At 35.3% G+C, this 24,661-nt stretch carries 21 protein-coding genes; 16 read left to right on the top strand and 5 right to left on the bottom strand.

Going from position 1 to position 24,661, the window contains the following annotated elements:
• The first annotated feature begins 17 nt into the window (after positions 1–17).
• The 7 genes from paaZ to O9267_RS07230 all read left to right on the top strand — a co-directional run bounded on the left by paaZ (position 18) and on the right by O9267_RS07230 (position 9,748).
• Entirely contained in the window at positions 18–2,513 is a 2,496-nt protein-coding gene (gene paaZ, locus O9267_RS07260) for a phenylacetic acid degradation bifunctional protein PaaZ (RefSeq protein WP_298177626.1), read from the top strand.
• Positions 2,514–2,674: 161 nt separating this feature from the next.
• On the top strand, positions 2,675–3,427 hold the full coding sequence (locus tag O9267_RS07255) for an enoyl-CoA hydratase/isomerase family protein (RefSeq protein WP_298177624.1): 753 nt from the start codon (positions 2,675–2,677) through the stop codon (positions 3,425–3,427).
• Positions 3,428–3,500: 73 nt separating this feature from the next.
• Positions 3,501–4,097: a transferase hexapeptide repeat family protein gene (locus O9267_RS07250; RefSeq protein ID WP_298177622.1), complete on the top strand. Its 597-nt coding sequence runs from the start codon at positions 3,501–3,503 to the stop codon at positions 4,095–4,097.
• 39 nt (positions 4,098–4,136) lie between these two features.
• A complete protein-coding gene (locus O9267_RS07245; RefSeq protein ID WP_298177620.1) occupies positions 4,137–5,435 on the top strand; it encodes a dihydrolipoamide acetyltransferase family protein in 1,299 nt (432 codons plus the stop codon).
• A 4-nt stretch (positions 5,436–5,439) separates the two neighbouring features.
• Complete coding sequence (locus O9267_RS07240) at positions 5,440–6,507, top strand: branched-chain amino acid aminotransferase (protein ID WP_298177618.1); 1,068 nt, start codon at positions 5,440–5,442, stop codon at positions 6,505–6,507.
• 104 nt (positions 6,508–6,611) lie between these two features.
• Positions 6,612–8,657, top strand: a complete 2,046-nt coding sequence (locus O9267_RS07235) for an alpha-ketoacid dehydrogenase subunit alpha/beta (RefSeq protein ID WP_298177616.1) — start codon at positions 6,612–6,614, stop codon at positions 8,655–8,657.
• 332 nt (positions 8,658–8,989) lie between these two features.
• Entirely contained in the window at positions 8,990–9,748 is a 759-nt protein-coding gene (locus O9267_RS07230; RefSeq protein WP_298177614.1) for a rhomboid family intramembrane serine protease, read from the top strand.
• A gap of 4 nt (positions 9,749–9,752) precedes the next feature.
• Here O9267_RS07230 and rlmB read toward each other — a convergent pair whose 3' ends face one another.
• The 5 genes from rlmB to O9267_RS07205 form a co-directional block, all read right to left on the bottom strand.
• A complete protein-coding gene (gene rlmB / locus O9267_RS07225) occupies positions 9,753–10,487 on the bottom strand; it encodes a 23S rRNA (guanosine(2251)-2'-O)-methyltransferase RlmB (protein ID WP_298177612.1) in 735 nt (244 codons plus the stop codon).
• Between the two features lie 63 nt (positions 10,488–10,550).
• Positions 10,551–11,432, bottom strand: coding sequence for a hypothetical protein (locus O9267_RS07220; RefSeq protein WP_298177609.1), 882 nt, complete (start codon positions 11,430–11,432; stop codon positions 10,551–10,553).
• Between the two features lie 17 nt (positions 11,433–11,449).
• Complete coding sequence (locus O9267_RS07215) at positions 11,450–13,168, bottom strand: SusD/RagB family nutrient-binding outer membrane lipoprotein (protein ID WP_298177607.1); 1,719 nt, start codon at positions 13,166–13,168, stop codon at positions 11,450–11,452.
• A gap of 16 nt (positions 13,169–13,184) precedes the next feature.
• Entirely contained in the window at positions 13,185–16,358 is a 3,174-nt protein-coding gene (locus tag O9267_RS07210; RefSeq protein WP_298177605.1) for a SusC/RagA family TonB-linked outer membrane protein, read from the bottom strand.
• Between the two features lie 97 nt (positions 16,359–16,455).
• Positions 16,456–18,114, bottom strand: coding sequence for a hypothetical protein (locus O9267_RS07205; RefSeq protein ID WP_298177603.1), 1,659 nt, complete (start codon positions 18,112–18,114; stop codon positions 16,456–16,458).
• A 408-nt stretch (positions 18,115–18,522) separates the two neighbouring features.
• Between O9267_RS07205 and rpsL the strand changes: the two genes are divergently transcribed.
• The 9 genes from rpsL to rpsS all read left to right on the top strand — a co-directional run bounded on the left by rpsL (position 18,523) and on the right by rpsS (position 24,655).
• Positions 18,523–18,906 (top strand): 30S ribosomal protein S12, encoded by a 384-nt coding sequence (gene rpsL / locus O9267_RS07200; RefSeq protein WP_007136570.1) that lies wholly within the window; start codon positions 18,523–18,525, stop codon positions 18,904–18,906.
• A 24-nt stretch (positions 18,907–18,930) separates the two neighbouring features.
• On the top strand, positions 18,931–19,407 hold the full coding sequence (gene rpsG, locus O9267_RS07195; RefSeq protein ID WP_298177601.1) for a 30S ribosomal protein S7: 477 nt from the start codon (positions 18,931–18,933) through the stop codon (positions 19,405–19,407).
• Between the two features lie 12 nt (positions 19,408–19,419).
• Complete coding sequence (gene fusA / locus O9267_RS07190; RefSeq protein ID WP_298177599.1) at positions 19,420–21,576, top strand: elongation factor G; 2,157 nt, start codon at positions 19,420–19,422, stop codon at positions 21,574–21,576.
• A gap of 11 nt (positions 21,577–21,587) precedes the next feature.
• Positions 21,588–21,893 (top strand): 30S ribosomal protein S10, encoded by a 306-nt coding sequence (gene rpsJ / locus O9267_RS07185; protein WP_011963470.1) that lies wholly within the window; start codon positions 21,588–21,590, stop codon positions 21,891–21,893.
• A 98-nt stretch (positions 21,894–21,991) separates the two neighbouring features.
• Positions 21,992–22,609, top strand: a complete 618-nt coding sequence (gene rplC, locus O9267_RS07180) for a 50S ribosomal protein L3 (protein WP_298177593.1) — start codon at positions 21,992–21,994, stop codon at positions 22,607–22,609.
• Positions 22,609–23,238, top strand: a complete 630-nt coding sequence (gene rplD, locus O9267_RS07175) for a 50S ribosomal protein L4 (protein WP_298177591.1) — start codon at positions 22,609–22,611, stop codon at positions 23,236–23,238. The genes rplC and rplD overlap by 1 nt, the downstream gene beginning before the upstream one ends.
• Before the next feature lie 6 nt (positions 23,239–23,244).
• Positions 23,245–23,535, top strand: coding sequence for a 50S ribosomal protein L23 (gene rplW / locus O9267_RS07170; protein ID WP_298177589.1), 291 nt, complete (start codon positions 23,245–23,247; stop codon positions 23,533–23,535).
• 9 nt (positions 23,536–23,544) lie between these two features.
• Positions 23,545–24,369: a 50S ribosomal protein L2 gene (gene rplB, locus O9267_RS07165; protein ID WP_298177587.1), complete on the top strand. Its 825-nt coding sequence runs from the start codon at positions 23,545–23,547 to the stop codon at positions 24,367–24,369.
• A 7-nt stretch (positions 24,370–24,376) separates the two neighbouring features.
• On the top strand, positions 24,377–24,655 hold the full coding sequence (gene rpsS / locus O9267_RS07160) for a 30S ribosomal protein S19 (protein ID WP_014085019.1): 279 nt from the start codon (positions 24,377–24,379) through the stop codon (positions 24,653–24,655).
• Positions 24,656–24,661 lie beyond the last annotated feature (6 nt).

Below are 24,661 nucleotides of genomic sequence, written 5' to 3'. Positions count from 1 at the left end.
AGCGACATATTGGTAATATGAACAAAACACAACATTACGTACAAGGAAAATGGACATCCGCAACCGGAGAAGGAAAACCTTCTTTTGATGCAGTTACAGGCGAATTCATTGCAGAAACTTCTGTTGAAGGACTAGATATTCCTGCCATTTTGCATTATGGAAGAACAAAAGGAGGCGAAAAACTCCGCAAAATGACCTTCCAAGAACGCGGCAATATGATAAAAAGTTTGGCGATGTATTTAACCAAACGCAAAGAAGCATTTTACGAAATTAGTTATAGAACCGGTGCAACTCGCGTCGATTCGTGGATTGACATAGAAGGTGGTTTCGGAAATTTATATGCCAATGCTTCCTTACGAAAATTATTCCCAAATCAAGCGTATCATGTAGAAGGCGATCCAATCGATTTGTCAAAAGGTGGCCGATTTATGGCGCATCATATTTTGGTTCCTAAAAAAGGAGTAGCGATTCACATCAACGCTTTTAACTTTCCAATTTGGGGAATGTTAGAAAAATGTGCGTGCAATTGGATGGCTGGAATGCCAGCTGTTGTACTACCTGCGCCAGTTACAGCTTATTTAACCGAAGCTGTGGTTCGTGAAATTATAGCATCAAATATATTACCAGAAGGCGCATTACAATTGATTTCAGGAACTGCTAGAAACATTTTTGATACCGTTGAAAGTCAAGACGTTATCACATTTACAGGTTCGGCTACAACAGGACGATTGTTAAAAGCACATCCAAGATTAATAGAAGAATCAGTTCCGTTTACAATGGAAGCTGACTCATTAAACGCATCAATTTTAGGAGAAGATGCTATTCCGGGAACACCCGAATTCGATTTATTCATCAACCAAGCTCGAAGTGAAATCACAGTAAAAGCAGGACAAAAATGTACGGCAATCCGTCGTATGATTGTCCCAGAAAAATTGATGGATGATGTGCAAGCTGCTCTTTCAAAATCATTAGATAAAGTTTCCATCGGTGACCCAAGATTAAAAGAAGTCCGAATGGGTGCTTTGGTAAGCAAAGACCAAGTCGATGTTCTAAAAGGAAGAGTTCAAGAATTATCAAAATCAGCCAAAATTGTTTACGGTGATTTAGAAAAAACCAACATAATCGGAGCCGATGAAAAAGGCGCTTTCATTAGCCCAATTTTACTTCGCGAAGACAATCCGTTCCAAAATATAGCCGTTCACGAAACCGAAGCTTTTGGTCCAGTTTCAACAATAATGCCTTATAAAAATATTGATGAAGCCATCGAATTAGCTCAAATGGGTAAAGGTTCATTAGTGTCTTCAATCGTTACAAATTCAGACGAAATTGCTAAAGAATATGTAGTAAACGCAGCATCACATCACGGAAGAATTTTAGTATTGAATCGTGAAAATGCCAAACAAAGTACAGGTCACGGTTCGCCATTACCATTATTGGTTCACGGTGGTCCAGGTCGCGCTGGTGGCGGAGAAGAAATGGGTGGCGTTCGCGGAATCAAACATTATATGCAACGTTGCGCAATACAAGGTTCACCAACAACTTTGACCGAAATCACTGGAATTTATCAAGCGAATTCGGCTTATAAAGAAATCACGCAACATCCGTTCCAATACCATTGGGAAGACATTCAACCCGGAATGTCATTGCGAACGCATAACAGAACAGTTACCGATACCGATATCATCAATTTTGCCAACATCACTTGGGATCATTTCTACGCACACACCGATATTACTTCGCTTGACGGAAGTATTTTCAAAAAAAGAACCGCTCACGGCTACTTCATTTTAGCAGCAGCAGCAGGTTTGTTCGTCTATCCAAATAAAGGTCCAGTTGCCGCAAATTATGGGTTGGAAGAATGTCGTTTCCTTCGTCCAATTTACCACAACGATACCGTTTATGTACGTTTAACCTGCAAACAAAAAGTCGATAGAGATGTAGCTTCTGCCGAACATCCAAGCGGAATTGTAAAATGGTTTGTAGAAGTTTTTGATACTAATGATGAGTTGGTAGCAGTAGCCACAATTCTAACAATGGTTCAGAAAAAACAAGAGGTTTTCGTTGAAATGACCGATGAAAAAATAACCGAATGCATCAATAAACTTACCGAAGATACCAAACCAAGTTGGGGAATTCTAACGCCACAACATTTGTTAGAACATTTGGAACAAGGTTACAGAATTATGTCGGGTGAAATTCAGGATTTCGAAATCGCAACTCCCGAAAAGATTTTGGATAAAGTTCATAATTCGTTATATAATTACGATAAATTTCCAATGGGAACCCGATTTCCAACGATGAAAAAAGACGAATTGGAAGATTTAATCCATCCCGATTTCGAGACAGCCAAAGCCAAATTTTTTGAAGCCAGAGAAAATTATAAAACCTTTTTCAAAGAAAATCCAGAAGCCATTTTAAAGAATATGGTTTTCGGAGAAATGAATAAATACGCCTCTTATCTATTAGAAAGAAAGCATTTGAATCACCACTTTGAACAATTTAATTTAATATAAAATAATAATTTGAAGCTTATCCTGCTATCCGCTATATCTTTTCCTTTTTAAAGAAAAAAGAAAAAGGATGCCGCTACTATCAGGGCTAGGAATATAGAATAAAAAAGAAAATCCGCGTAAATCAGTTTAATCTGTGTCATCCGCGTTCAAAAAATATAATTATGTCACAAGCATACGTAAAACAAGAAATAAAAAACAACATCGCCACAATCGAGTTTTTTCATCCAGAACAAAACTCATTGCCTAGCGATATATTAGCACAATTAGCCAACACAATAACAGAAGTTGGAAATAATTCAGAAGTAAAAGTAATCATCCTAAAAAGTGGTGGCGATAGAACATTCTGCGCCGGAGCCAGTTTTCAAGAACTAATTTCCATCAACGATGCAGCAACCGGAAAAGTATTTTTCTCAGGATTTGCAAACGTAATCAATGCAATGAGAAAATGTCCAAAATTCATAATCGGACGCATTCAAGGAAAAACCGTTGGTGGCGGAGTAGGAATAGCAGCATCAACCGATTATTGTATGGCAACAAAGTTTGCAGCAATAAAATTATCAGAATTAAACGTCGGAATCGGACCATTTGTAGTTTCACCAGCCATCGAAAGAAAAATGGGAGTTTCAGCAATGTCACAAATTGCTATTGACGCTAACTCTTTCTATGAAGCCAATTGGGCTAAAGAAAAAGGTTTGTTTGCACAAGTATTTGAAAATATAGAAGAAATGGACATTGCCGTTCAAAAATTCGCCGAACATTTATGCACGTATAATCCAGAAGCAATGCTCGAAATGAAGAAAGTTTTTTGGAGAGGAACAGAAGATTGGGACAATTTATTAGCCGAAAGAGCAGCAATAAGTGGAAGATTAGTGTTGTCTGATTTTACAAAAGAAACGTTGAAGAAGTTTAAATAAGGTGGTAGGATTTAGGTTGTAGGTCTTAGAAGGAAGCCTACAACCCACAACCTACAACCCACAACCTAAAGATATGGTATACGAATTCAAAGGGTTCATCCCAGTAATACACGAAAGTAGTTTCATCCATCCGCAAGCTGCGGTTACTGGCAATGTGATTATTGGAAAAAACGTTTACGTTGGTCCAGGCGCGGCTATTCGTGGCGATTGGGGCGAAATCATTATTGAAGACGGTTGTAATGTTCAAGAAAATTGCACGATTCATATGTTTCCAGGAAAGTCAATGGTATTGAAAGCCGGAGCACACATCGGTCACGGAGCGATTATTCACGGAGCAAATATTGGTGCGAATTGCCTTGTCGGAATGAACGCCGTAATTATGGATGACGTAAATGTTGGCGATGAATGTATCATTGGCGCATTAAGTTTCATAAAAGCTGGAATGCAAATCCCAAACCGAAAAATGGTAGTAGGAAATCCAGCAACAATTATAAAAGATGTTTCCGATGAAATGATTGATTGGAAAACCAAAGGAACCGCTTTGTATCAGCAATTGCCAAAAGAATGTTACGAAACATTAAAAGCCGTTGAACCATTGCGAGAAATTCCAGCCAATCGACCATCGCAAGAAGCGTTTTATAAAACATTAGAAGAATTTAAAAAATCGTAGAGACAACGCACTGCGTTGTCTGTACAACAAAATATAAAAATGGCAATATCAGAATTCAAAATGCCCAAAATGGGTGAAAGTATAACCGAGGCAACAATAATCATTTGGTTGAAAAACGTGGGTGATTTTGTGGAAGCCGAAGAAACCATTCTAGAAGTCGCTACCGATAAAGTCGATAGTGATGTGCATGCGCCAGTTTCGGGAGTAATCACGGAAATTCGTTTTCAAAAAGATGATGTCGTTGAGGTTGGAACCGTTTTGGCATTAATAGATTCAAGTCAGCAGATAGCAGATAGCAGTTTGCAGTCAGCAGAAAAAGATCAGAAATCGGAAGTTGTTTTACCAAATAAAGTTGAAGTATCTCAACCGAAAACTGAAAACCGAAAACTGACAACCAATCCAAACGCTTTCATATCACCATTAATAATTTCAATAGCACAAAAAGAAAATCTTTCAATAGAAGAATTACAAACCATTCCAGGTTCAGGAACCGATGGACGTTTGCAAAAAAGTGATGTTTTCAACTATTTGAAGAACCGTAAATATCCTTTGAAAAGTAACCCGAAACCCGAAACTCGAAACTCGGAACCTTCTTCCTTTCCAAAACCTAAAATCAATTTCGTAGAAGGAAAAGATCGCATTGTAGAAATGGACAGAATGCGCAAGATGATTGCTGATCATATGGTGTATTCTAAGCAAACGTCGCCTCACGTAACTTCTTACATTGAAGTAGATGTCACGAATTTGGTAAATTGGAGAAACGAAAACAAAGACAAATTCCAAGAAAAGCACAACGAAAAATTAACGTTTACGCCAGTATTCGTTCAAGCTGTAGCAAAAGCTGTAGCCGATTTTCCAATGATTAATGTTTCGGTAGATGAGAAAAATATTATAGTTCACAACGATATCAATATCGGAATGGCAACCGCATTACCATCAGGAAATTTAATCGTTCCGGTGGTAAAAAATGCCAATGAAAAAGATTTAGTCGCTTTAGCAAAAGATGTAAATACTTTGGCGGAAGCTTCTAGAAATAACAAACTAAAACCCGAACAAATTCAAGGAAGTACGTTTACGATTTCTAACGTAGGAACTTTTGGAAGTTTGATGGGAACACCAATTATCAACCAACCTGAAGTAGCCATTTTAGCATTGGGAATAATAAAAAAACGTCCCGAAGTTATCACAACAGAAAAAGGTGACGAAATCGCAATCAGAAGTATGATGTATCTTTCTTTATCCTTCGACCATAGAGTAGTGGACGGATTTTTAGGAGGTTCATTCTTACGAAAAGTAGGCGATTACTTAGAACAATTTGACGCAAACACAACAATATAACATTATGGAAACAGTAATGACACAAGCAATAAAAACAACTAAAGTTTCACAATCAAGAGTTTCAGAAGTAAATCTTGAAAACATCACAATGGGAACCAATTTCACTGATCACATGTTCATATGCGATTATGAAAATGGAGAATGGAGCAATCCAAGAATTGAACCTTTGGCATTGATTCCAACTCATCCTGCAGCGATGGCTTTACATTACGGACAAGCTATTTTTGAAGGAATGAAAGCGACTTTAGGAAAAGACGGGACTCCATTATTATTTCGCCCTTATGAAAATGCAAAGCGAATGAATTTTAGTGCTGATAGAATGGGAATGCCTTCATTTCCTGAAGATTTATTTGTGGAAGCATTAAAACAATTCACCGCTTTAGAAAAAAATTGGATTCCAACTTCTACAGGAAGCGCTTTGTATTTGCGTCCGTTTATGTATGCTGATGAAGCTTTCATCGGAATGCGCGCAGCAACGAGTTTCAAATTCATCGTAATGGCATCTCCAGCTGGACCATTTTTTAGTAGAAAAATCAAATTATACGCAGAAAAAAAATATGTTCGTGCCGTAAATGGCGGAACTGGAGAAGCTAAAGCAGCCGGAAATTATGCAGCAGCAATACGTCCAACAGAATATGCGAAAGCTAAAGGTTTTGATCAAGTATTATGGTTAGACGCACAAGATTTTGAATACATTCAAGAAGTTGGAACGATGAATATTTTCTTCAAAATTGATGGAAAATTTATCACGCCAAGTTTAACAGGTTCTATCTTATCTGGAATTACCCGTATGAGTGTAATCGATTTATTAAGAAGCAAAGGATTTGAAGTAACCGAAAGACCAATAACCATTTCAGAAATTATCGAAGCATCAAAAAACGGAACTTTAGAAGAAGCTTTCGGAACAGGAACAGCAGTTGGAATTGCAATGGTAGAAGAAATTGGGAACAACGATTTATCAATTAAATTTCCAGAAGAAAATCCAGTTTCTGTAATGGTAAATGACACTTTAAATGCGATAAAAGTTCAAGATATCAAAGACGAATTTGGGTGGATTGTAGAAGCGAAATAAATTCTAAACCACTAAGATACTAAGAAGGCACAATGAACACAAAGTTAATTAAATAGTGAGCTTCGCGCTTTCCTTGTGAGCTTTGTGGTTAAATTTCAAAATAAATGTTAGATAAAAAAGTACTAGAAAAAGCATTTTCAACAATGGCAACTGCCAAAGCCATGGCGACCTTGTATGAAGATAATTTCAAAATAGTTTCTAAATACGTGCATGCAACTTCACGCGGACACGAAGCGATTCAAATTGCGATGGCGATGCAACTTTTGCCACAAGATTATGCGTTTCCGTATTATCGTGATGACGCTATGATGCTGGGAATCGGAATGCAACCTTACGACTTGATGTTGCAATTGATGGCAAAAAAAGACGATCCGTTTTCAGGCGGAAGAACTTATTATTGTCATCCGAGTTTGAAAGATGTTGATAAACCTAAAATTCCACATCAATCATCAGCAACTGGAATGCAAGCTATTCCGGCTACTGGTGCAGCGATGGGTTTTTGGTACAAAGAAAATATAGGAATTCAAGAAACTAATCAAGAAAAACCATTCGTTGTTTGTTCTCTTGGCGATGCTTCCGTAACCGAAGGAGAAATCGCCGAAGCATTACAAATGGCAGCTTTAAAACAACTTCCGATTTTGTATTTAGTACAAGATAACGGTTGGGATATTTCTGCAAATGCTGCCGAAACTCGTGCTCAAAATGCGTTTGAATACGCCAAAGGATTCCACGGAATTGAAGCCATTTCGATTGACGGAGCCAATTTTACCGAAAGTTATTTAGCGGTTCAAAAAGTAGTGAAAACAATTCGTGATGAACGTCGTCCGTTTTTGGTTCACGCAAAAGTTCCTTTATTGAATCACCATACTTCGGGTGTTCGAATGGAATGGTATCGAGACGATTTGGAAGAAGCGCAATCGCGTGATCCTTTTCCTGTTTTGATAAAACAATTATTGGAAGCTGGATTTACAAATGAAGAGATTCAAACTATAGAAAACACGGCTGTAGCCAAAGTGCAAGCCGACTTTGATAAGGCAAAATTAGCAGAAGATCCAACGCCAGAAGATTTATTTACACACGATTTTGCTCCAACACCAATCACAGAAGAAGTAGGCGAACGAAATCCAGATCGTGAAGATAAAGTTGTAATGGTGGATTGTGCGCTGTTTGCAGTAGAAGAATTAATGAAAAAACACCAAGAATGTTTGCTTTACGGACAAGACGTTGGTGGACGATTAGGCGGTGTTTTTCGTGAAGCGGCAACCTTGGCTCAAAAATTTGGAGACGAACGCGTTTTTAATACGCCAATACAAGAAGCATTTATCGTCGGTTCTACGGTTGGAATGTCGGCTGTTGGATTGAAACCGATTGTTGAGGTTCAGTTTGCCGATTACATTTGGCCAGGATTGAACCAATTGTTTACCGAAGTCAGTCGCTCGTGTTATTTATCCAACGGAAAATGGCCAGTGAGTATGATTTTGCGTGTTCCAATTGGTGCTTATGGAAGTGGTGGACCTTATCATTCGTCGTCTGTAGAAAGTGTTCTGACTAATATTCGCGGAATAAAAATTGCCTATCCAAGCAATGGTGCCGACTTAAAAGGACTTTTGAAAGCAGCTTATTACGATCCAAATCCAGTGGTGATTTTGGAACATAAAGGTTTGTACTGGAGCAAAGTAAAAGGCACCGATGCCGCCAGAGTCAACGAACCAAGCGAAGATTATATATTACCTTTCGGAAAAGCGAATATTGTTCAAGAAATTTGGGAACAAGAAACCGATGAAACCATAACCGTTATCACATACGGAATGGGCGTTCATTGGGCTTTGAATGCTTCTGCAACAATGAAAAATCAAGTCGAAATTATTGATTTGCGAACCTTGTATCCGCTTGATGAAGAAACTATCTTTAAATCGGTTAAAAAAGCCAAGAAATGTCTTGTCGTAACTGAAGAACCAACCAACAATTCCTTTGCAAGAAGTTTGGCCGGATTGATTCAAGAAAATTGTTTCAAATATCTTGATGCTCCAGTAATGGTAATCGGTTCAGAAAATATGCCTGCGATTCCTTTAAACAGCACGTTGGAGTTTACCATGATTCCTAATGTGGATAAAGTGCGTTTGAAAATGGAAGAACTTTTGAATTATTAGTTTGCAGTCTCAGTCTCAGTATTCAGTAACTGCTAACTGATGACTTTTTTAAGGAGCTATTTCCTGCTTTCCATTGCAATCTTTTATTTTTTAAAGAAAAAAATAAAAGGATTTCCATTGCAATCAGGGCTAGGGCAGTTGTTTTCAAAAGAGCTTTTTTTGAAATTCTGACTTTATTCAATACAAAACCTAACTAACCCTGATAGGAGCAATCCGCCGCGGCGGAGCGGATAGCAGGAATAGGGATTGCTAAAATGCCCAAGCCATTCGTTTCTAGTTATGACAAAATAGCAGTTTTTTATTTTTGGCTGTATTTTTGACTATTTGTAAAAATGCACGAAAACTATTTTAAATATTCGCCTTCTGTTTGGATTGTTCCAACGCTGTTGATTTTGCTGATGTGGTCGGTTTTTTATATCGATGATTCTTTTAATTTGCATTTGACGCAACTTGGTATTTATCCGAGAACTTTTTCGGGTTTGATAGGTGTGGTTTGTAGTCCGTTTTTGCATGGTAACTTGAACCATTTGGCGAATAATACTATTTCGCTATTTATTTTTACTGCAGCTTTAATCTTTTTTTACAGAGAAGTTTCGTTGAAAGTGCTGTTTTACGGAGTGCTTCTTTCGGGAATTATCACTTGGTTGATTGGTCGCGAATCGTATCACATTGGAGCAAGCGGATTGATTTATGTGATTTTTAGCTTTATTTTCTTCAAAGGATTGATGAGCCAATATTACCGATTGGTGGCTTTGTCGCTAACGATTATTTCGGTTTATGGCGGTATGTTTTGGTATGTTTTTCCGGATATTGAAAACTCAATTTCGTGGGAAGGTCATTTGGCTGGACTCCTAACAGGATTTGTTTTTGCTGTACGTTTCAAAACACCTGATTATAAAAAAGCATTGCAATATGATTGGCAACAACCCAATTTTGATCCAGATGGTGATAAGTTTTTGGAACGATTTGACGAAAACGGAAATTTTGTCAATAAACCAATAGAAGTGGAAATTGAAGAAATGGAAGAGACGAACACTTCAAATTCTGAAGTGAAAATTATTTATACTTTTAAAGAAAAAGATTCTGAATAGATAACTAACTTCTTTGTCTTACAGCTTCATATAAAAACGCGCCACAAGCCACAGAAACATTTAATGAGCCGATTGTTCCAAACATAGGAAGTTTGGCTTTCTCATCGACTATTTTTAGCACTGATGGGTTTACACCTCTATCTTCGCTTCCCATAATGATAGCAACTGGCGAATTTAAGGCTACATCATAAATGTTGTGGTCTGTTTTTTCGGTAGCGGCAACAGTTTTGATTCCGCTTGCTTGCAATAAGTAAATTGCATCTTTGATATGCTCAACTTTGCAAATAGGCACATTGAAAACCGCACCAGCAGAAGTCTTTACAGTATCTCCATTAACAGGAGCAGAGCCTGACTTTTGGACAATAATTCCATTTACGCCTGTGCATTCAGCAGTTCTGATAATAGCGCCAAAGTTTCTTGCATCTGAAATTTGATCTAAGATTAAGAATAAAGGAACTTTATTAGCAGTTAGCGTATCATCAATTAAAGTTTCTAAGTCGAAGAAACCAATAGGAGAGACGGTTGCCACTGCACCTTGATGGTTATTTGGAGTAAGTCGATTTAGTTTTTCAACTGGTACATAGGAAAAGTTGATGTCATTTCGTTTCATGACTTTCATCAAATCTTTCATCAATTCGCCCGAAGCTTCTTTTTGAATATAAACTTTATCCACAGTTGCACCTGACTGAATTGCTTCAATAATCGCTCTAATACCAAATATTTGATTTTCTTTTTCCATGGCGCAAAGATATAAAAAAACCACCAGTTTTTGGCTGGTGGTTTTGTGAATAGAATTAAATTATTATTGTTTAATTAAATTAAATGTTTGATTTTGTGAAGATCCACTATAGCTAACTTTTAAATTTATATCTCCCGTACAAGAACCAACTGTTCCATTCCCAGTTGCGTTAACAATAAACCCACCACCGTAATTTAGAGGTTCATTAGAGACCAAAGAAACTGAGTTGTTTGTTGGGTTGATAGTTACAAGATAATATGAACTGGTATTTACTAAATATGGATTTGATGTATTTAAAATTCTAAACTTAAATGTTCCGTCTGAAGGAACATATGAAACGGGTACTGTATCTCCAGCTGCATAATCAGCCCATTGATCATCAACAACAGTATAGTTACCATTAAACAATGAAGCATCATTTAGTGGACAAGATACAATATATTCTTGAAAAACCTTAAACATTGCAGAATTTGATATATCAGCTCCGAAATTTCTATCTCCGTTATCTCTGTAAATTTTAACTACTGTTCCATTTTTTAAAGTAATTTCAGCAGTAATTAATAATTTATCTGTTAGACTAACATCACTTGCCGAATTAACACTTGTGAAAGCGTTATACAAATCAGCTTTAGTTATTACTATTTGAGAAGGGAAAGATGTAATTCCTGTTTTTAGAACACCTCTTTCTTTGGTAGTTCCTTTGGTATAAAAACCTATTATATCCATCGAAGCAACATCACCCATTCCGACGCCTACTGTTAAACCAATATTAAGATCACCTCCCGAATTAAGAGCCAATAAATTAATTCCTTGATCGGTACCAGCTGTTTTGGTTATATTTGGTGTTGCACCATTTTGAAACTCTATTGCAGAATCTCCACCGTCTTTTTCACAAGAGTAGAAAACTACAATTAAAGTTGCTATTAAAAATTTTATTTTTTTCATTTCTTTAAATTTTAAAATTAATTATCCCAAAAGATTTTATATGTTGCTGGATTTTTTTGACCAGGAGCACTTGCATTCGAGTTCAATTCTGATTGTGGCCAGAATAATGATACTTGATATGGGTTATTTAATACAGTTTGAGCATCGTTTAATGGAAACGCATCACCATTATTTAATTGATATTCTTGTGTTGTGCTAAGAGGATTTGCCAAAACTGGGAAACCAGTTCTTCTGTAATCTGAATATTGATCTGTTGGATCTCCAGCAGTTGCAACCCATTTTTGTGTCATAATCACTTCAAGTTTTTTTGGTCCAACGGCAGCATTGTATTCAGCAATAACATTCGCTATAAATGTATTAACTGCTGGTGTTCCTGATAAAACAGGTACTACTTGAGTAGTTCCACTATTTGCAACAACTTGGTCAACTTTTGCAAAACTTGCAACCATAGCAGCTTGTAATTTTGCAGATGCACTTCCTGTTAATTTACCTACTTCTATAAGTTCAGCTTGAATATATAAAAACTCATCATAAGTTAAAATTCTTTTTGGAGCAATGCCTTTACCTTGGAAGAATGTTGTTGAATTAAAAGTTGCGACAGAACCACCTAAACCATCATTATATCTTCCGCCACATTGGAAAATACCAGGATAAGTATATGAGTTTTCAGCGCTCTTATCTCTATCTGGTCCAGTGCTACCAAATCTGATACTGAAAAAACCAGTAGATTTATCCCAATAATCAGCTCCTGGGTTACCTGTTGCTGTTACTCCTTGGTCTGGGGGAAATTGATTTGGTTTTAACTGATTATAGAAATAATAATTTAATCTTGGATCAGCATTGCCATTATGAATATTTGGATTCATACCTTTCATTACTTCATAAAACCATGGACTTTGATAGGCACCAAATTGTGTACTCTCATATGAATCTCTAAATAAACGATTTCTTTCAGCAGTCGGAGCAACTACGTTAAAGTGTTTAAATTCAAAATCATCTGCATTACTTTGAAAAAAGTTATTTTCTGTAATTAATGCATCAAAACCAGCTTGATCAAAGTTTGTTGCCAGTCTTGTTTGATTATAAAGTTTCAATTTTAGAGTGTTAGCAAATCTTACCCATTTATCTTTGTTCCCTGCATAAAACAAATCGTCTGCAGCTGGTTTTTTTGTACCTGCATTTGTTAGAACATCTGCTTTACCAGCATCAATTAAATCAAAAACGGCATCATAAATATCTTCTTGATTGTCAAATTTAGGAGCTATTATTCCAGCCTCTAATTGTGTTGATTGTGAAAAAGGAACATCCCCCCATAAATCGACAGCTAAAGACATTAAATATGCTTTTTGTATTTTGCCAATACCAGCATATACTAAATCACCTGATTCAGTAGATTGCTTTATTAGTGATTCAATATCTGTTAATGTTAAATATACATTATCCCAATCATTATTCATTGAAATGTCATCAACTTTTGCACCATACTGATCTGGATCTTCTCTTGTGGTCATCTGATGAGTGTAAACCGCTAGTATTTGACCACCATTTACATTAAAATCTGTTACACTTGACAAACTTACTTGTGTGTTAGTTAAAAGTAAGTTTAGAGGAGCAGTAGTAGGGTAATCAGTATCCTTATCTACATCTAAATAGTCACTACACCCTGCAATCATAGCACTCGATAATGCTACTAATGCAAATGACTTTATCATGTTTATATTATTTTGTAATTTCATTTTTTTTATTTTTTAATTAAAAGGTTAAATTGATTTTAAAACCAAAACGTTTTGCAGTTGGTGCTGCAGAAGTTTCAATACCTTGTAAAAAAGTTCCTCCGTAACTTGTTGTATCTGGATCAAAATTCGTATATTTAGGAACATTAGGTGCAAAATACCAAAGATTATTTCCCATAACGCTTAAACTAACTTGACCAAAAGGAGATTTTTCTAAAAATTTAGCAGGTAAATCATAAGTAAGGCTTATCTCTCTTAATCTAAAAACTGTTCCGTCATATACTTCTGCCTCATCAACACTATTAATTCCAAATGTATTACCACCTGCAGGAGAGAAGTATAACTCGTTCATGCTCAATTGTGTTGTGTTAGGTATTTGATTGTTATTAGCATCCAAAATTGGTGTTCCGTCATTGTTACCATAAAATCCTGGGATAATAAATGTTTTTTCTCTATCTTCAGTATCTTTAGTAACTCCTCTTCCTAACAAGGTGCTTATAGTAGATGAACTTACATCACCACCTTGCTTCCAATCAAATTGAGATCTTAATGTAAATCCTTTGTATGCTAAAGCATTTGTGAAACTCACTTTGAAATCAGCATTTGGATCTCCAATTATACCAAGTTCTGGTGATTGAATAATTCCACCTCCAGAAGGATTTATTAAATAGTTTCCATTTGCATCTCTTGCGAATTTTGTACCATAAAATACACCAAAAGCTTCGCCAGGAATTGCATATGCTACTGCATTTGGGTCTAATTGTCTTCTTTCAACTCCATCTCCAACAGTTAAAACCTTATTCTTATTTTTGCTGAAAATTGTTGTAACAGTCCATTTTAAGTCTTTGGTTTTTATTGGAATAAGTGTTAATGCTAATTCAATACCTTTATTTTCCATTTCCCCTGCATTTGTGTTAAGGTTTTCAAACCCTGAGCTTGATGGTGTTGGTAATTCTGTAATTAAATTAGTAGTCTTTCTGTTGTAAAGAGTTAAATCAACTCCAATTCTTTTGTTAAAAAACTCAAGTTCTGTTCCAAACTCAGTTTCTGTTGAGAATTCAGGCTCAACATTTGGGTCAGCAAGAAAAGAACTGTTTCCAATAGTTGACTGATTATTGAAAGCTGTGCCTAAAATAAAACTTCTTCTTGTAAATTCAGATTCAGCATCTCTTCCAATCTTAGCATAGCTACCTCTGAATTTTGCATAAGTTAGTATATCACTGTTGGTTTTTAATGCTTCAGTTAATACAAAAGAAGCGCTAATTGCTGGGTAAAAGTATGAATTGTTAGATTTTGGCAGCGAAGAAGACCAGTCATTTCTTCCTGTAGCATTTAGAAATAAGAAGTTTTTGTATGCTAAAGTTGCATCAGCAAAAACTCCGACGTTTCTTTTCTGAAATCTTTCGTCTAATAAATTAACAACAGTTTTAGTATTGTTAAGAGTAAAAATTTCTGGTAAAACTATTTCTCTACCTTCATTTGTTACTTGCGAGTTATTATTTTGTAATATATTATTTCCTAAAATTGCTTCTAATCCAAATGATTCTGATAACTTGTAATTGAAATTAAACAATAATGTAGATTCAATATCCTCATTTATAAATACATCATTTCTAATATTTCCTAAACCATTTGATGCTCTTGAAACTTTATCTCTAATTTCATTTCTGCTAAGGTTGTATCTGTTTAAACCTAATCTATAAGTTGCAGAAATATTATCATTGAATAAATAGTTTAGATTCAATCCAGCAACAGTTCTGTTAGTGTTTGTAATAATTTGGTCATTTTCCCAAGACCATAAAGGATGGTCGAATTGCGTCCCGTTTGGGGTTACTGACCCTCCCGTTACAGGGTTTACATAAGGTAAGTTTAAATCCCAGTTACGAGCTAAAAATAATGTTCTTGCAAATGATGATGAAGAGCCATTGAATTGATTTTCACCAAAGAAACCACCGATTTGTTTTGTTCTTGAATAAGACATATTACCACCCATAGTTAACTTTTTATTTAATTTAAAGTTACCGCCAACTGACATAGAAGTTCTGTCATAAGTGTTAAATGGGATATATCCATCTTGTCTTAAATCAGACAAGGTTCCACTAAAATTACCATCTTGTCCTGAATAATTAAATCCTATAGTTTTATCAATAACGGTTCCTGTTCTGAAAAGGTCTTTTACGTTATTTGGTTTAGCTTCATATTTTACTCTAGGTCCAATTTCAGGGAATGCAGCTAAAATAGGAGCCCATGTTGGAATTGTACCATCTAAAGCCACTCCTAGTGTAGGATTTGGAGTATCAAATCTTGGTCCCCATGATCCATTTGCGTTAGCGTAGATAAAGTTTGATCCAGCTCCATATGTGTTTTGGAACTCTGGTAAATTAGCTATGTTTTCAAAATATACTCCTGATCCAACTGTAACATTCAGTTTCTGAGCTTTTTTAGATTTTCCTGAGCCTGACTTTGTTGTGATAACTATTACTCCATTTGCTGCTCTTGAGCCATAAAGAGCTGCAGATGCTGCACTTTTTAGGACGTTAACACTTTCAATATCATTAGGGTCTAATGTTGAAAGCGCAGATTCATAACCACCACCACCTGTAATTTGACTAGAAGTAGTAATTTCATTTGTGCTGTATGATATACCGTCAACAATTACAAGTGGTTGAGTGTTCCCAGTTAAAGAACTAACACCTCTAATTACTATTTGGTTTGCAGCACCAGCAACACCAGTTGAAAAGTTCACATTAACACCCGCTACTTTTCCAGATAAAGATCTTACTAAGTCTGGCTCAGTATTTTCGGTAATATCTGCAGCTTTAACAGAACTAACAGAGTAACCTAAATCACTTGGCTTTCTTTTGATTCCAAAAGCCGTTACTACAACACCTTCTAGTACAACAGAATCATCAGCCATCTTAACTTTCATTCCGTTAGATGCCTTAGCTTCGGTTGTTTTCATACCAGTAAAACTGAACACTAAAGTCTGACCTTGTGTTGCAGCTACTTTAAATTTACCATCAAAATCGGTTTGTGTACCATTTTGACTTCCTTTTACAAGGACATTAACTCCTGGCAACGGCAAACCACTCTGGTCTGTTACTGTTCCGCTAACCGATTTGTCTTGCGCGAACGTTAGTTGCGCCATTAGCAATAAGAACATTGCTAAGAATCCATTAAACTTTAGTTTCATATTCTATTATTTTGAATTAGTTTGCATCAAAAGTCTTAATTATTCGTTAACATTCCAAACTTTTATTAACTTAAATTTAATATTTAACACAAATTCTTTAAAAATTCGTTTTTAGACTTATGTGAATTACTGAATTTGAGAGTTTTATAGCTTGGTTGTCTGAACTTCCATTTGCGTAAAGCAGATTGAATAAGCCGTTTTTGGTCAATAATCCTATTCCAAAACCTAATCCGTACAGGTTTCCATTAGTTTTTGATGTTTTATCTTGGTAATAACCGTAGTCAATGACAGAATGAGTGTAAAGACTTTGGCTAATAGTATATCTATATTCTGTCAAAATTGAACTAAAAAAACTACCTTGAAGACTATTTTCATTAAACCCTCTAATTGAATTTACTCCGCCAAAACGATAAAGTTCGTTAATTATATAGTTATCGCTTTGCAAAAAGAAATTTTGGCTTTTTATGCTGATGCTGTTTCTCTCATTTAAATAAAAGTTGTTTTTCAAATTTATTTCGGTAAAAAATTGTTTTTCTGTGCTGTTTAGAGTTGCTCTATTCCCAAATCCAGTTTTTATCCAAATTTTAGTTTTTTCAGGAAATAGAAGTGCGTCGTAATTGTCTCTTGGTGTTGTTTTTGAAAAATCATAATTAGTTGTGAAAAACGAATTGTTAAAATCATTCAACAAACTCGAATTTGCATTCTGAATATCATTTGATTCAGATGATTGATAGCCCAAAAATAATTTTGAATTTGAAGAAAAGTAATAACCAAGATCAATAGCAGTTTTCGTGTTTTGAAATGTGCTGTCTTGTTTAAAGATATTCAATTGCCCTTTTATCCCTAATGGACTTTTAAAAATGTATGGAAGCTCTAGTGAAGCATTAAATGTCTTTTGGTTATTTCCATCACTTTTCCAATTTAACATAAAAGTTTCACCTGATTTTAATAGGTTCACTAAATTCAAATCTAGATAACCGTTAAATTTAATTTTATTTTCCTCATTGTTGCCAAATCCAATAAAACCATCAAAGGTATTTGAGTTGCTTTTATCTAAATAAACAAAAACTTTGGTTGAGTCTTTTGTAAACAATATTTCGGGATACTTCAATTGTTTGACAAATCTGATTTTGTCAAAATCACTATTTATCTTTTTTACATGTTCTTGGTTAAAAGCTTTCTTTTTGTAATTTCGTTCGATATTTTTTTTAAAACCAATCGGAAATTTTTCAAAACCTTTAATCACAATTTCATCAAGTTTTCTGACCTTGTCTGTTTTTGTTACCAAATCACAAATAAGGTTGGAGTCACTTTTTCTAAAATTAACCAACTGTAATTTAGCAAGCGAATAGCCTTTTTTTTCAAGTTTTGAAATTGATTCTTTTAAAAAAAGTTCTGTTTTAGTGAAAGGAATAATTATGGTGTCTTTTTCTTTTTCAAAAATAAGTTTTCTTAACGCATCATCTTTACCTATATATATGTGTATAAAATCTGTTCTTTTTCCAAGATTGTATTTTACAACATTTATCGAATCATTTAATTTGCTTTGGCTGCTAATTCTATTTTCAATAAAACCAATTTGTTGTAATTCTTTTGTTAGGTTTTCAAGCTCGTTTATAATTAATTTTTCTTCCTTAAGTTTCTTTTTGTAGCCAATCGAGTCAATAATTTTTGTTTCGTTTTTGTTATTTCCAGCTATTTCTAAATGAAAATTTTGCCCAAAACAACTTAGGTTAATTAACAAAAATAAATGCAAAAAGTGCTTCACTATTTTTAAAGTTAGGAGCTAATGGCTCGGGATTTTTCAGGTTATGTATTTCCTGCTATTCGTTGCAATCTTTTCTTTTTTAAAGAAAAAAAGAAAAGGATTTCCACTACTATCAGGGCTATTTAGGTTTTGAATTGGTTGTAAAAATAACGTAAAAATCACATTTTTCTTGTGTTTTTTTATTTGTTCACAAACTGTATTGAAATAGCCATTGTCTAGTAAGTGAATGTTAAAACAAAAAGTTGTGAATGGCTATTCTTTATTCCGCTAAAAAACAAATATTTAGTTCGTAAAAAAATTAATCAATTAACATTTTTTTTATTAAAAATAATTACTACATTTGCAACCCCGTAAAAAGCGGGAATTTTATAAACAAGTAATTTTTAGTATTTAATTATGCCAACTATTCAACAATTAGTAAGAACAGGAAGAACTCAAATCACTAAGAAGAGTAAATCGGTTGCTTTAGATTCTTGTCCTCAAAGAAGAGGGGTTTGTACTCGTGTTTACACTACAACACCAAAAAAACCAAACTCTGCAATGCGTAAAGTTGCGCGTGTACGTTTGACTAATGGTAACGAAGTAAACGCTTACATCCCAGGTGAAGGACACAATCTACAAGAGCACTCGATAGTATTAGTGAGAGGCGGAAGGGTAAAAGATTTACCAGGAGTTAGATATCACATTGTGCGTGGTGCGCTTGATACATCAGGTGTAGCAGGAAGAACACAAAGAAGATCTAAGTATGGTGCTAAACGCCCAAAAGAAGCAAAAAAGTAATTTAAAAACTTTTAAGAAAAAGACATGAGAAAAAGACAGGCCAAAAAAAGACCTCTTTTACCAGATCCTAAATTTAACGATCAGTTAGTTACACGTTTCGTGAACAACTTGATGTGGGATGGTAAAAAATCAACAGCTTTCAAAGTATTTTATGATGCAATGGATATCGTAGAAGCTAAAAAGCAAAATGACGAAAAATCATCTTTAGAAGTTTGGAAAGATGCTTTAACTAACGTTATGCCTCACGTAGAAGTACGTAGTCGTAGAGTGGGTGGAGCTACATTCCAAATTCCGATGCAAATCAGACCAGATAGAAAAATTTCTATGGCAATGAAGTGGATGCTTCTTTATGCTCGTAGAAGAAACGAGAAATCTATGGCTCAAAAACTAGCTTCTGAAATTTTAGCTGCTGCTAAAGAAGAAGGTGCTGCTGTTAAAAAGAGAATGGATACTCACAAAATGGCTGAAGCAAACAAAGCATTCTCACATTTTAGATTTTAATTAGGATAAGAAATGGCAAGAGAACTTAAATATACAAGAAATATCGGAATTGCTGCTCACATTGATGCTGGTAAAACAACAACGACTGAGCGTATATTATTCTACACTGGAAAATCACACAAAATTGGAGAAGTACACGATGGTGCTGCAACAATGGACTGGATGGCACAAGAGCAAGAAAGAGGTATTACAATTACTTCTGCAGCTACAACTTGTGAATGGAATTTCCCAACTAATCAAGGTAAACTTTTACCTGAAACGTTACCTTATCACTTTAATATTATTGATACTCCTGGACACGTTGACTTTACTGTAGAGGTAAACCGTTCGTTACGTGTACTTGATGGTTTGGTTTTCTTATTTAGTGCTGTTGATGGTGTTGAGCCTCAATCAGAAACTAACTGGAGACTAGCTGATCAATACCGTGTGCCTCGTATCGGTTTTGTTAATAAAATGGATAGACAAGGTTCAAACTTTTTGATGGTTTGTCAACAAGTTCGCGACATGTTAAAATCTAATGCTGTTGCTATCACTTTGCCAATTGGTGAAGAAAATGATTTCAAAGGTGTAGTTGATTTAGTAAAAAACCAAGCTATCGTTTGGGATGATGCTGGAATGGGTGCGACTTATGAAGTTGTTGATATTCCTGCAGATATGTTAGCAGAAGTAAAAGAATACAGAGATATACTTATTGAAGCTGTCGCAGATTATGACGAGAACTTATTAGATAAGTACATGGAAGATCCTGAGTCTATCACAGAAGAAGAAATCAATGTAGCATTGAGAGCAGCTGTTATGGATATGGCAATTATTCCAATGATTGCTGGTTCTTCTTTCAAAAATAAAGGGGTTCAATTCATGTTAGATGCAGTATGTAAATACTTGCCATCTCCAATGGATAAAGATGGTATCGAAGGTATTCATCCTGATGATGCTGAACTTTTAGAAGAAGATCAAACTAAAATATTACGTAAGCCAGATGTTAAAGAGCCATTCGCAGCTTTAGCATTTAAAATTGCTACTGACCCATTCGTAGGTCGTTTAGCTTTCTTCCGTGCTTATTCAGGTCGTTTAGATGCAGGTTCATATGTATTGAATACTCGTTCTGGAAGTAAAGAAAGAATTTCTCGTATCTACCAAATGCACGCTAACAAACAAAATCCAATCGAATATATCGAAGCTGGAGATATTGGAGCAGCAGTTGGATTTAAAGATATTAAAACAGGAGATACATTGTGTGATGAAAAACACCCAATTATCCTTGAATCTATGAAATTCCCAGCGCCAGTAATTGGTATCGCAATTGAGCCTAAAACTAAAGCAGATGTTGATAAAATGGGTATGGCTTTGGCTAAATTAGCTGAAGAAGATCCAACTTTTACAGTTAGAACTGATGAGGCTTCTGGTCAAACTATTATTTCAGGAATGGGTGAGCTTCACTTAGATATTCTTGTAGATAGAATGAAACGTGAATTCAAAGTTGAAGTAAACCAAGGTGAGCCTCAAGTTGAGTACAAAGAAGCTTTCACAAGAACTGCTACACACAGAGAAACTTACAAAAAACAATCTGGAGGTCGTGGTAAATTCGGTGATATCGTATTTACATTAGGACCAGCAGACGAAGTTGATGGTAAAGTTCCTGTAGGATTACAGTTTGTTAATGCTGTAAAAGGTGGTAACGTACCTAAAGAGTATATTCCTTCTGTAGAGAAAGGTTTCCGTGAAGCTATGAAAACTGGACCTTTAGCAGGTTACCAAGTTGATAGTTTGAAAGTAACTTTAACAGATGGATCTTTCCACCCTGTGGATTCTGATGCACTTTCTTTTGAACTTGCTGCAAGAATGGGGTATAAAGAAGTAGCAAAAGCTGCTGGTGCAATCGTTTTGGAACCTATCATGAAAATGGAAGTTATTACACCTGAAGAAAACATGGGAGATATCGTTGGTGATATTAACCGTCGTAGAGGTCAAGTTAATGACATGGGTGATAGAGCTGGAGCAAAAACCATTAAAGCTGATGTGCCTTTGTCAGAAATGTTTGGATATGTTACAACATTGAGAACATTGTCTTCTGGTAGAGCAACTTCAACTATGGAATTTTCTCACTATGCAGAAACTCCTTCTAATATCTCTGAAGAGGTAATCAAAAAAGCAAAAGGTAACGCTTAATTTTTAAGAAAATGAGTCAAAAAATCAGAATAAAATTAAAATCTTATGATCACATGTTGGTTGATAAATCAGCAGAAAAGATTGTAAAAACTGTAAAAAGCACTGGAGCAGTGGTAACAGGTCCAATTCCGTTGCCAACTCATAAAAAACTTTTTACTGTGCTACGTTCTCCTCACGTTAACAAAAAAGCGAGAGAACAATTTGAAGTAATGTCATACAAAAGATTGATTGACATTTACTCATCTTCTTCTAAAACCATTGATGCTCTAATGAAATTAGAGTTGCCAAGTGGTGTTGAAGTAGAAATCAAAGTATAATTTTCAGTAATTAAACAATAAGAATAGTGATTGGTTTCGGCTAATCACTATTTACTAATGTCTAATCACTATTTTTTAATAATTAATAATTAATATTTATGTCTGGGTTAATCGGAAGAAAAATTGGCATGACTAGCATCTTTGACGAAAACGGGAAAAACATTCCTTGTACTGTTATTGAAGCTGGGCCATGCGTTGTTACCCAAGTCAGAACCAATGAGGTCGACGGGTATGAAGCGTTGCAACTTGGTTTCGATGACAAAAACGAGAAACACTCCACTAAAGCGGCTGTTGGTCACTTTAAAAAAGCTGGAACTGTTGCTAAGAAAAAAGTCGTTGAATTTCAAGGTTTTGAAACGGAACAAAAATTAGGAGATGTTATCGATGTTTCTATTTTTGAAGAAGGAGAGTTTGTAGATGTACAAGGTGTGTCTAAAGGTAAAGGTTTTCAAGGTGTTGTAAAACGTCACGGTTTTGGTGGTGTTGGACAAGCTACACATGGTCAACATAACCGTTTAAGAGCGCCAGGATCTGTTGGAGCTTCTTCTTATCCATCTAGAGTATTCAAAGGAATGCGTATGGCTGGAAGAATGGGAGGAGATAATGTAAAAGTACAAAATCTTAGAGTTTTAAAAGTAGTTTCTGAAAAGAACTTACTTGTTATTAAAGGATGTGTTCCTGGGTGTAACAACTCTTATGTAATCATTCAGAAGTAATGGAAGTAAAAGTTTTAGATAAAAACGGAAAAGATACTGGAAGAAAAGTTCAACTTTCTGATTCAGTATTCGGTATAGAGCCAAATAATCACGCAGTATATCTTGATGTTAAACAATATTTAGCAAATCAAAGACAAGGTACTCACAAAGCTAAAGAAAGAGCTGAAGTTGCTGGAAGTACTCGTAAGATTAAAAAGCAAAAAGGAACTGGAACTGCTCGTGCAGGTAGTGCTAAAAACCCATTGTTCAAAGGTGGTGGTACTGTATTCGGACCTAGACCAAGAAGTTATTCATTCAAATTGAATAAAAACTTGAAACGTTTAGCAAGAAGATCAGCATTATCTTTAAAAGCAAAAGATTCAAATTTAATAGTGGTAGAAGATTTCAATTTTGAAACGCCAAACACTAAAAGTTTCATCTCAGTTTTAAAAGCTTTAGGTTTAGAAAATAAAAAATCTTTATTCGTGTTGGGTGATTCAAATAAAAATGTATATTTGTCCTCACGCAATTTAAAGGCGTCTAGCGTAGTAACTAATTCAGAATTAAGCACTTATGCTATATTAAACGCTAATAATTTAGTGTTATTAGAAGGTTCTTTAGACGGAATTGAAGAAAATTTAAGCAAATAATAGGATATGAGTATCATAATTAAACCTATAGTAACTGAAAAAGTAACCAAAGAAAGTGAAGTTTTGAATCGCTTTGGATTTGTGGTTAACAAAAAAGCTAATAAAGTACAAATTAAGAAAGCTGTTGAAGCTGCTTATGGAGTGACTATTCTTAGTGTTAATACCATGAATGTAAGACCAGATAGAACTACAAAATACACTAAAAGTGGTCTAATCAGTGGAAAGTCAAATGCTTACAAAAAAGCAATTGTACAAGTACAAGAAGGAGAAACAATAGATTTTTACAACAATATCTAATATAAAAAGATGTCAGTAAGAAAATTAAAACCTATTACCCCGGGTCAGCGATTTAGAGTTGTGAATAGTTTTGACGCTATTACAACTGATAAGCCGGAACGCTCTTTGTTAGCGCCGATAAAAAACTCAGGAGGTAGAAATAGTCAAGGAAAAATGACCATGCGTTATACAGGCGGTGGTCACAAGCAAAGATATCGTGTGATTGATTTCAAAAAAGCAAAAGATGGGATTCCAGCTACTGTGAAATCAATTGAATACGATCCAAATCGTACAGCTTTTATCGCTTTATTAGCTTATGCTGATGGTGAAAAAACATATGTAATTGCTCAAAATGGTATGCAAGTTGGTCAGAAATTAGTTTCTGGTGCAGATGCGCAACCTGAAATTGGTAATTCATTACCATTGAGTAAAATTCCATTAGGAACTGTAATTTCTTGTATTGAGTTACGTCCAGGTCAAGGAGCAGTTATTGCTCGTTCTGCTGGTACATTCGCTCAGTTAATGGCAAGAGATGGTAAATATGCAACAATCAAAATGCCTTCAGGTGAAACTAGATTAATCTTGTTAACTTGTTCTGCAACAATTGGAGCAGTATCTAACTCTGATCATCAATTAATTGTATCTGGTAAAGCAGGTAGAACTAGATGGTTGGGTAGAAGACCAAGAACTAGACCTGTGGCAATGAACCCTGTCGATCACCCAATGGGTGGTGGTGAAGGTCGTTCTTCTGGTGGACATCCACGTTCTAGAAACGGAATACCTGCTAAAGGTTATAGAACCCGTTCTAAGAAAAATCCGAGTAGTAAGTATATTATAGAACGTAGAAAGAAATAAGTAAGATATGGCACGTTCATTAAAAAAAGGACCTTTTGTACACTATAAATTAGATAAAAAAGTTCAAGAAAATATTGAGAAAGGTAATAAAGGAGTTGTTAAGACATGGTCGAGAGCTTCAATGATTACTCCAGATTTTGTTGGACAAACTATCGCAGTTCATAACGGTCGTCAGTTTGTACCAGTTTACGTAACAGAAAACATGGTAGGTCATAAATTAGGAGAGTTTTCACCAACTAGATCTTTTAGAGGTCATGCTGGAGCAAAAAATAAAGGTAAAAAATAAGAAGCA

The organism is Flavobacterium sp. (assembly GCF_027531705.1).
Lineage (GTDB): Bacteria > Bacteroidota > Bacteroidia > Flavobacteriales > Flavobacteriaceae > Flavobacterium.
This window is presented reverse-complemented; position numbering and strand designations above follow the sequence as displayed.

Excerpts from the sequence above, each read along its gene's own strand:
- paaZ (WP_298177626.1), top strand. The coding sequence starts at position 18 with ATGAACAAAACACAACATTACGTACAAGGAAAATGGACATCCGCAACC.
- O9267_RS07255 (WP_298177624.1), top strand. The coding sequence starts at position 2,675 with ATGTCACAAGCATACGTAAAACAAGAAATAAAAAACAACATCGCCACA.
- O9267_RS07250 (WP_298177622.1), top strand. The coding sequence starts at position 3,501 with ATGGTATACGAATTCAAAGGGTTCATCCCAGTAATACACGAAAGTAGT.
- O9267_RS07245 (WP_298177620.1), top strand. The coding sequence starts at position 4,137 with ATGGCAATATCAGAATTCAAAATGCCCAAAATGGGTGAAAGTATAACC.
- O9267_RS07240 (WP_298177618.1), top strand. The coding sequence starts at position 5,440 with ATGGAAACAGTAATGACACAAGCAATAAAAACAACTAAAGTTTCACAA.
- O9267_RS07235 (WP_298177616.1), top strand. The coding sequence starts at position 6,612 with ATGTTAGATAAAAAAGTACTAGAAAAAGCATTTTCAACAATGGCAACT.
- O9267_RS07230 (WP_298177614.1), top strand. The coding sequence starts at position 8,990 with ATGCACGAAAACTATTTTAAATATTCGCCTTCTGTTTGGATTGTTCCA.
- rlmB (WP_298177612.1), bottom strand. The coding sequence starts at position 10,487 with ATGGAAAAAGAAAATCAAATATTTGGTATTAGAGCGATTATTGAAGCA.
- O9267_RS07220 (WP_298177609.1), bottom strand. The coding sequence starts at position 11,432 with ATGAAAAAAATAAAATTTTTAATAGCAACTTTAATTGTAGTTTTCTAC.
- O9267_RS07215 (WP_298177607.1), bottom strand. The coding sequence starts at position 13,168 with ATGAAATTACAAAATAATATAAACATGATAAAGTCATTTGCATTAGTA.
- O9267_RS07210 (WP_298177605.1), bottom strand. The coding sequence starts at position 16,358 with ATGAAACTAAAGTTTAATGGATTCTTAGCAATGTTCTTATTGCTAATG.
- rpsL (WP_007136570.1), top strand. The coding sequence starts at position 18,523 with ATGCCAACTATTCAACAATTAGTAAGAACAGGAAGAACTCAAATCACT.
- rpsG (WP_298177601.1), top strand. The coding sequence starts at position 18,931 with ATGAGAAAAAGACAGGCCAAAAAAAGACCTCTTTTACCAGATCCTAAA.
- fusA (WP_298177599.1), top strand. The coding sequence starts at position 19,420 with ATGGCAAGAGAACTTAAATATACAAGAAATATCGGAATTGCTGCTCAC.
- rpsJ (WP_011963470.1), top strand. The coding sequence starts at position 21,588 with ATGAGTCAAAAAATCAGAATAAAATTAAAATCTTATGATCACATGTTG.
- rplC (WP_298177593.1), top strand. The coding sequence starts at position 21,992 with ATGTCTGGGTTAATCGGAAGAAAAATTGGCATGACTAGCATCTTTGAC.
- rplD (WP_298177591.1), top strand. The coding sequence starts at position 22,609 with ATGGAAGTAAAAGTTTTAGATAAAAACGGAAAAGATACTGGAAGAAAA.
- rplW (WP_298177589.1), top strand. The coding sequence starts at position 23,245 with ATGAGTATCATAATTAAACCTATAGTAACTGAAAAAGTAACCAAAGAA.
- rplB (WP_298177587.1), top strand. The coding sequence starts at position 23,545 with ATGTCAGTAAGAAAATTAAAACCTATTACCCCGGGTCAGCGATTTAGA.
- rpsS (WP_014085019.1), top strand. The coding sequence starts at position 24,377 with ATGGCACGTTCATTAAAAAAAGGACCTTTTGTACACTATAAATTAGAT.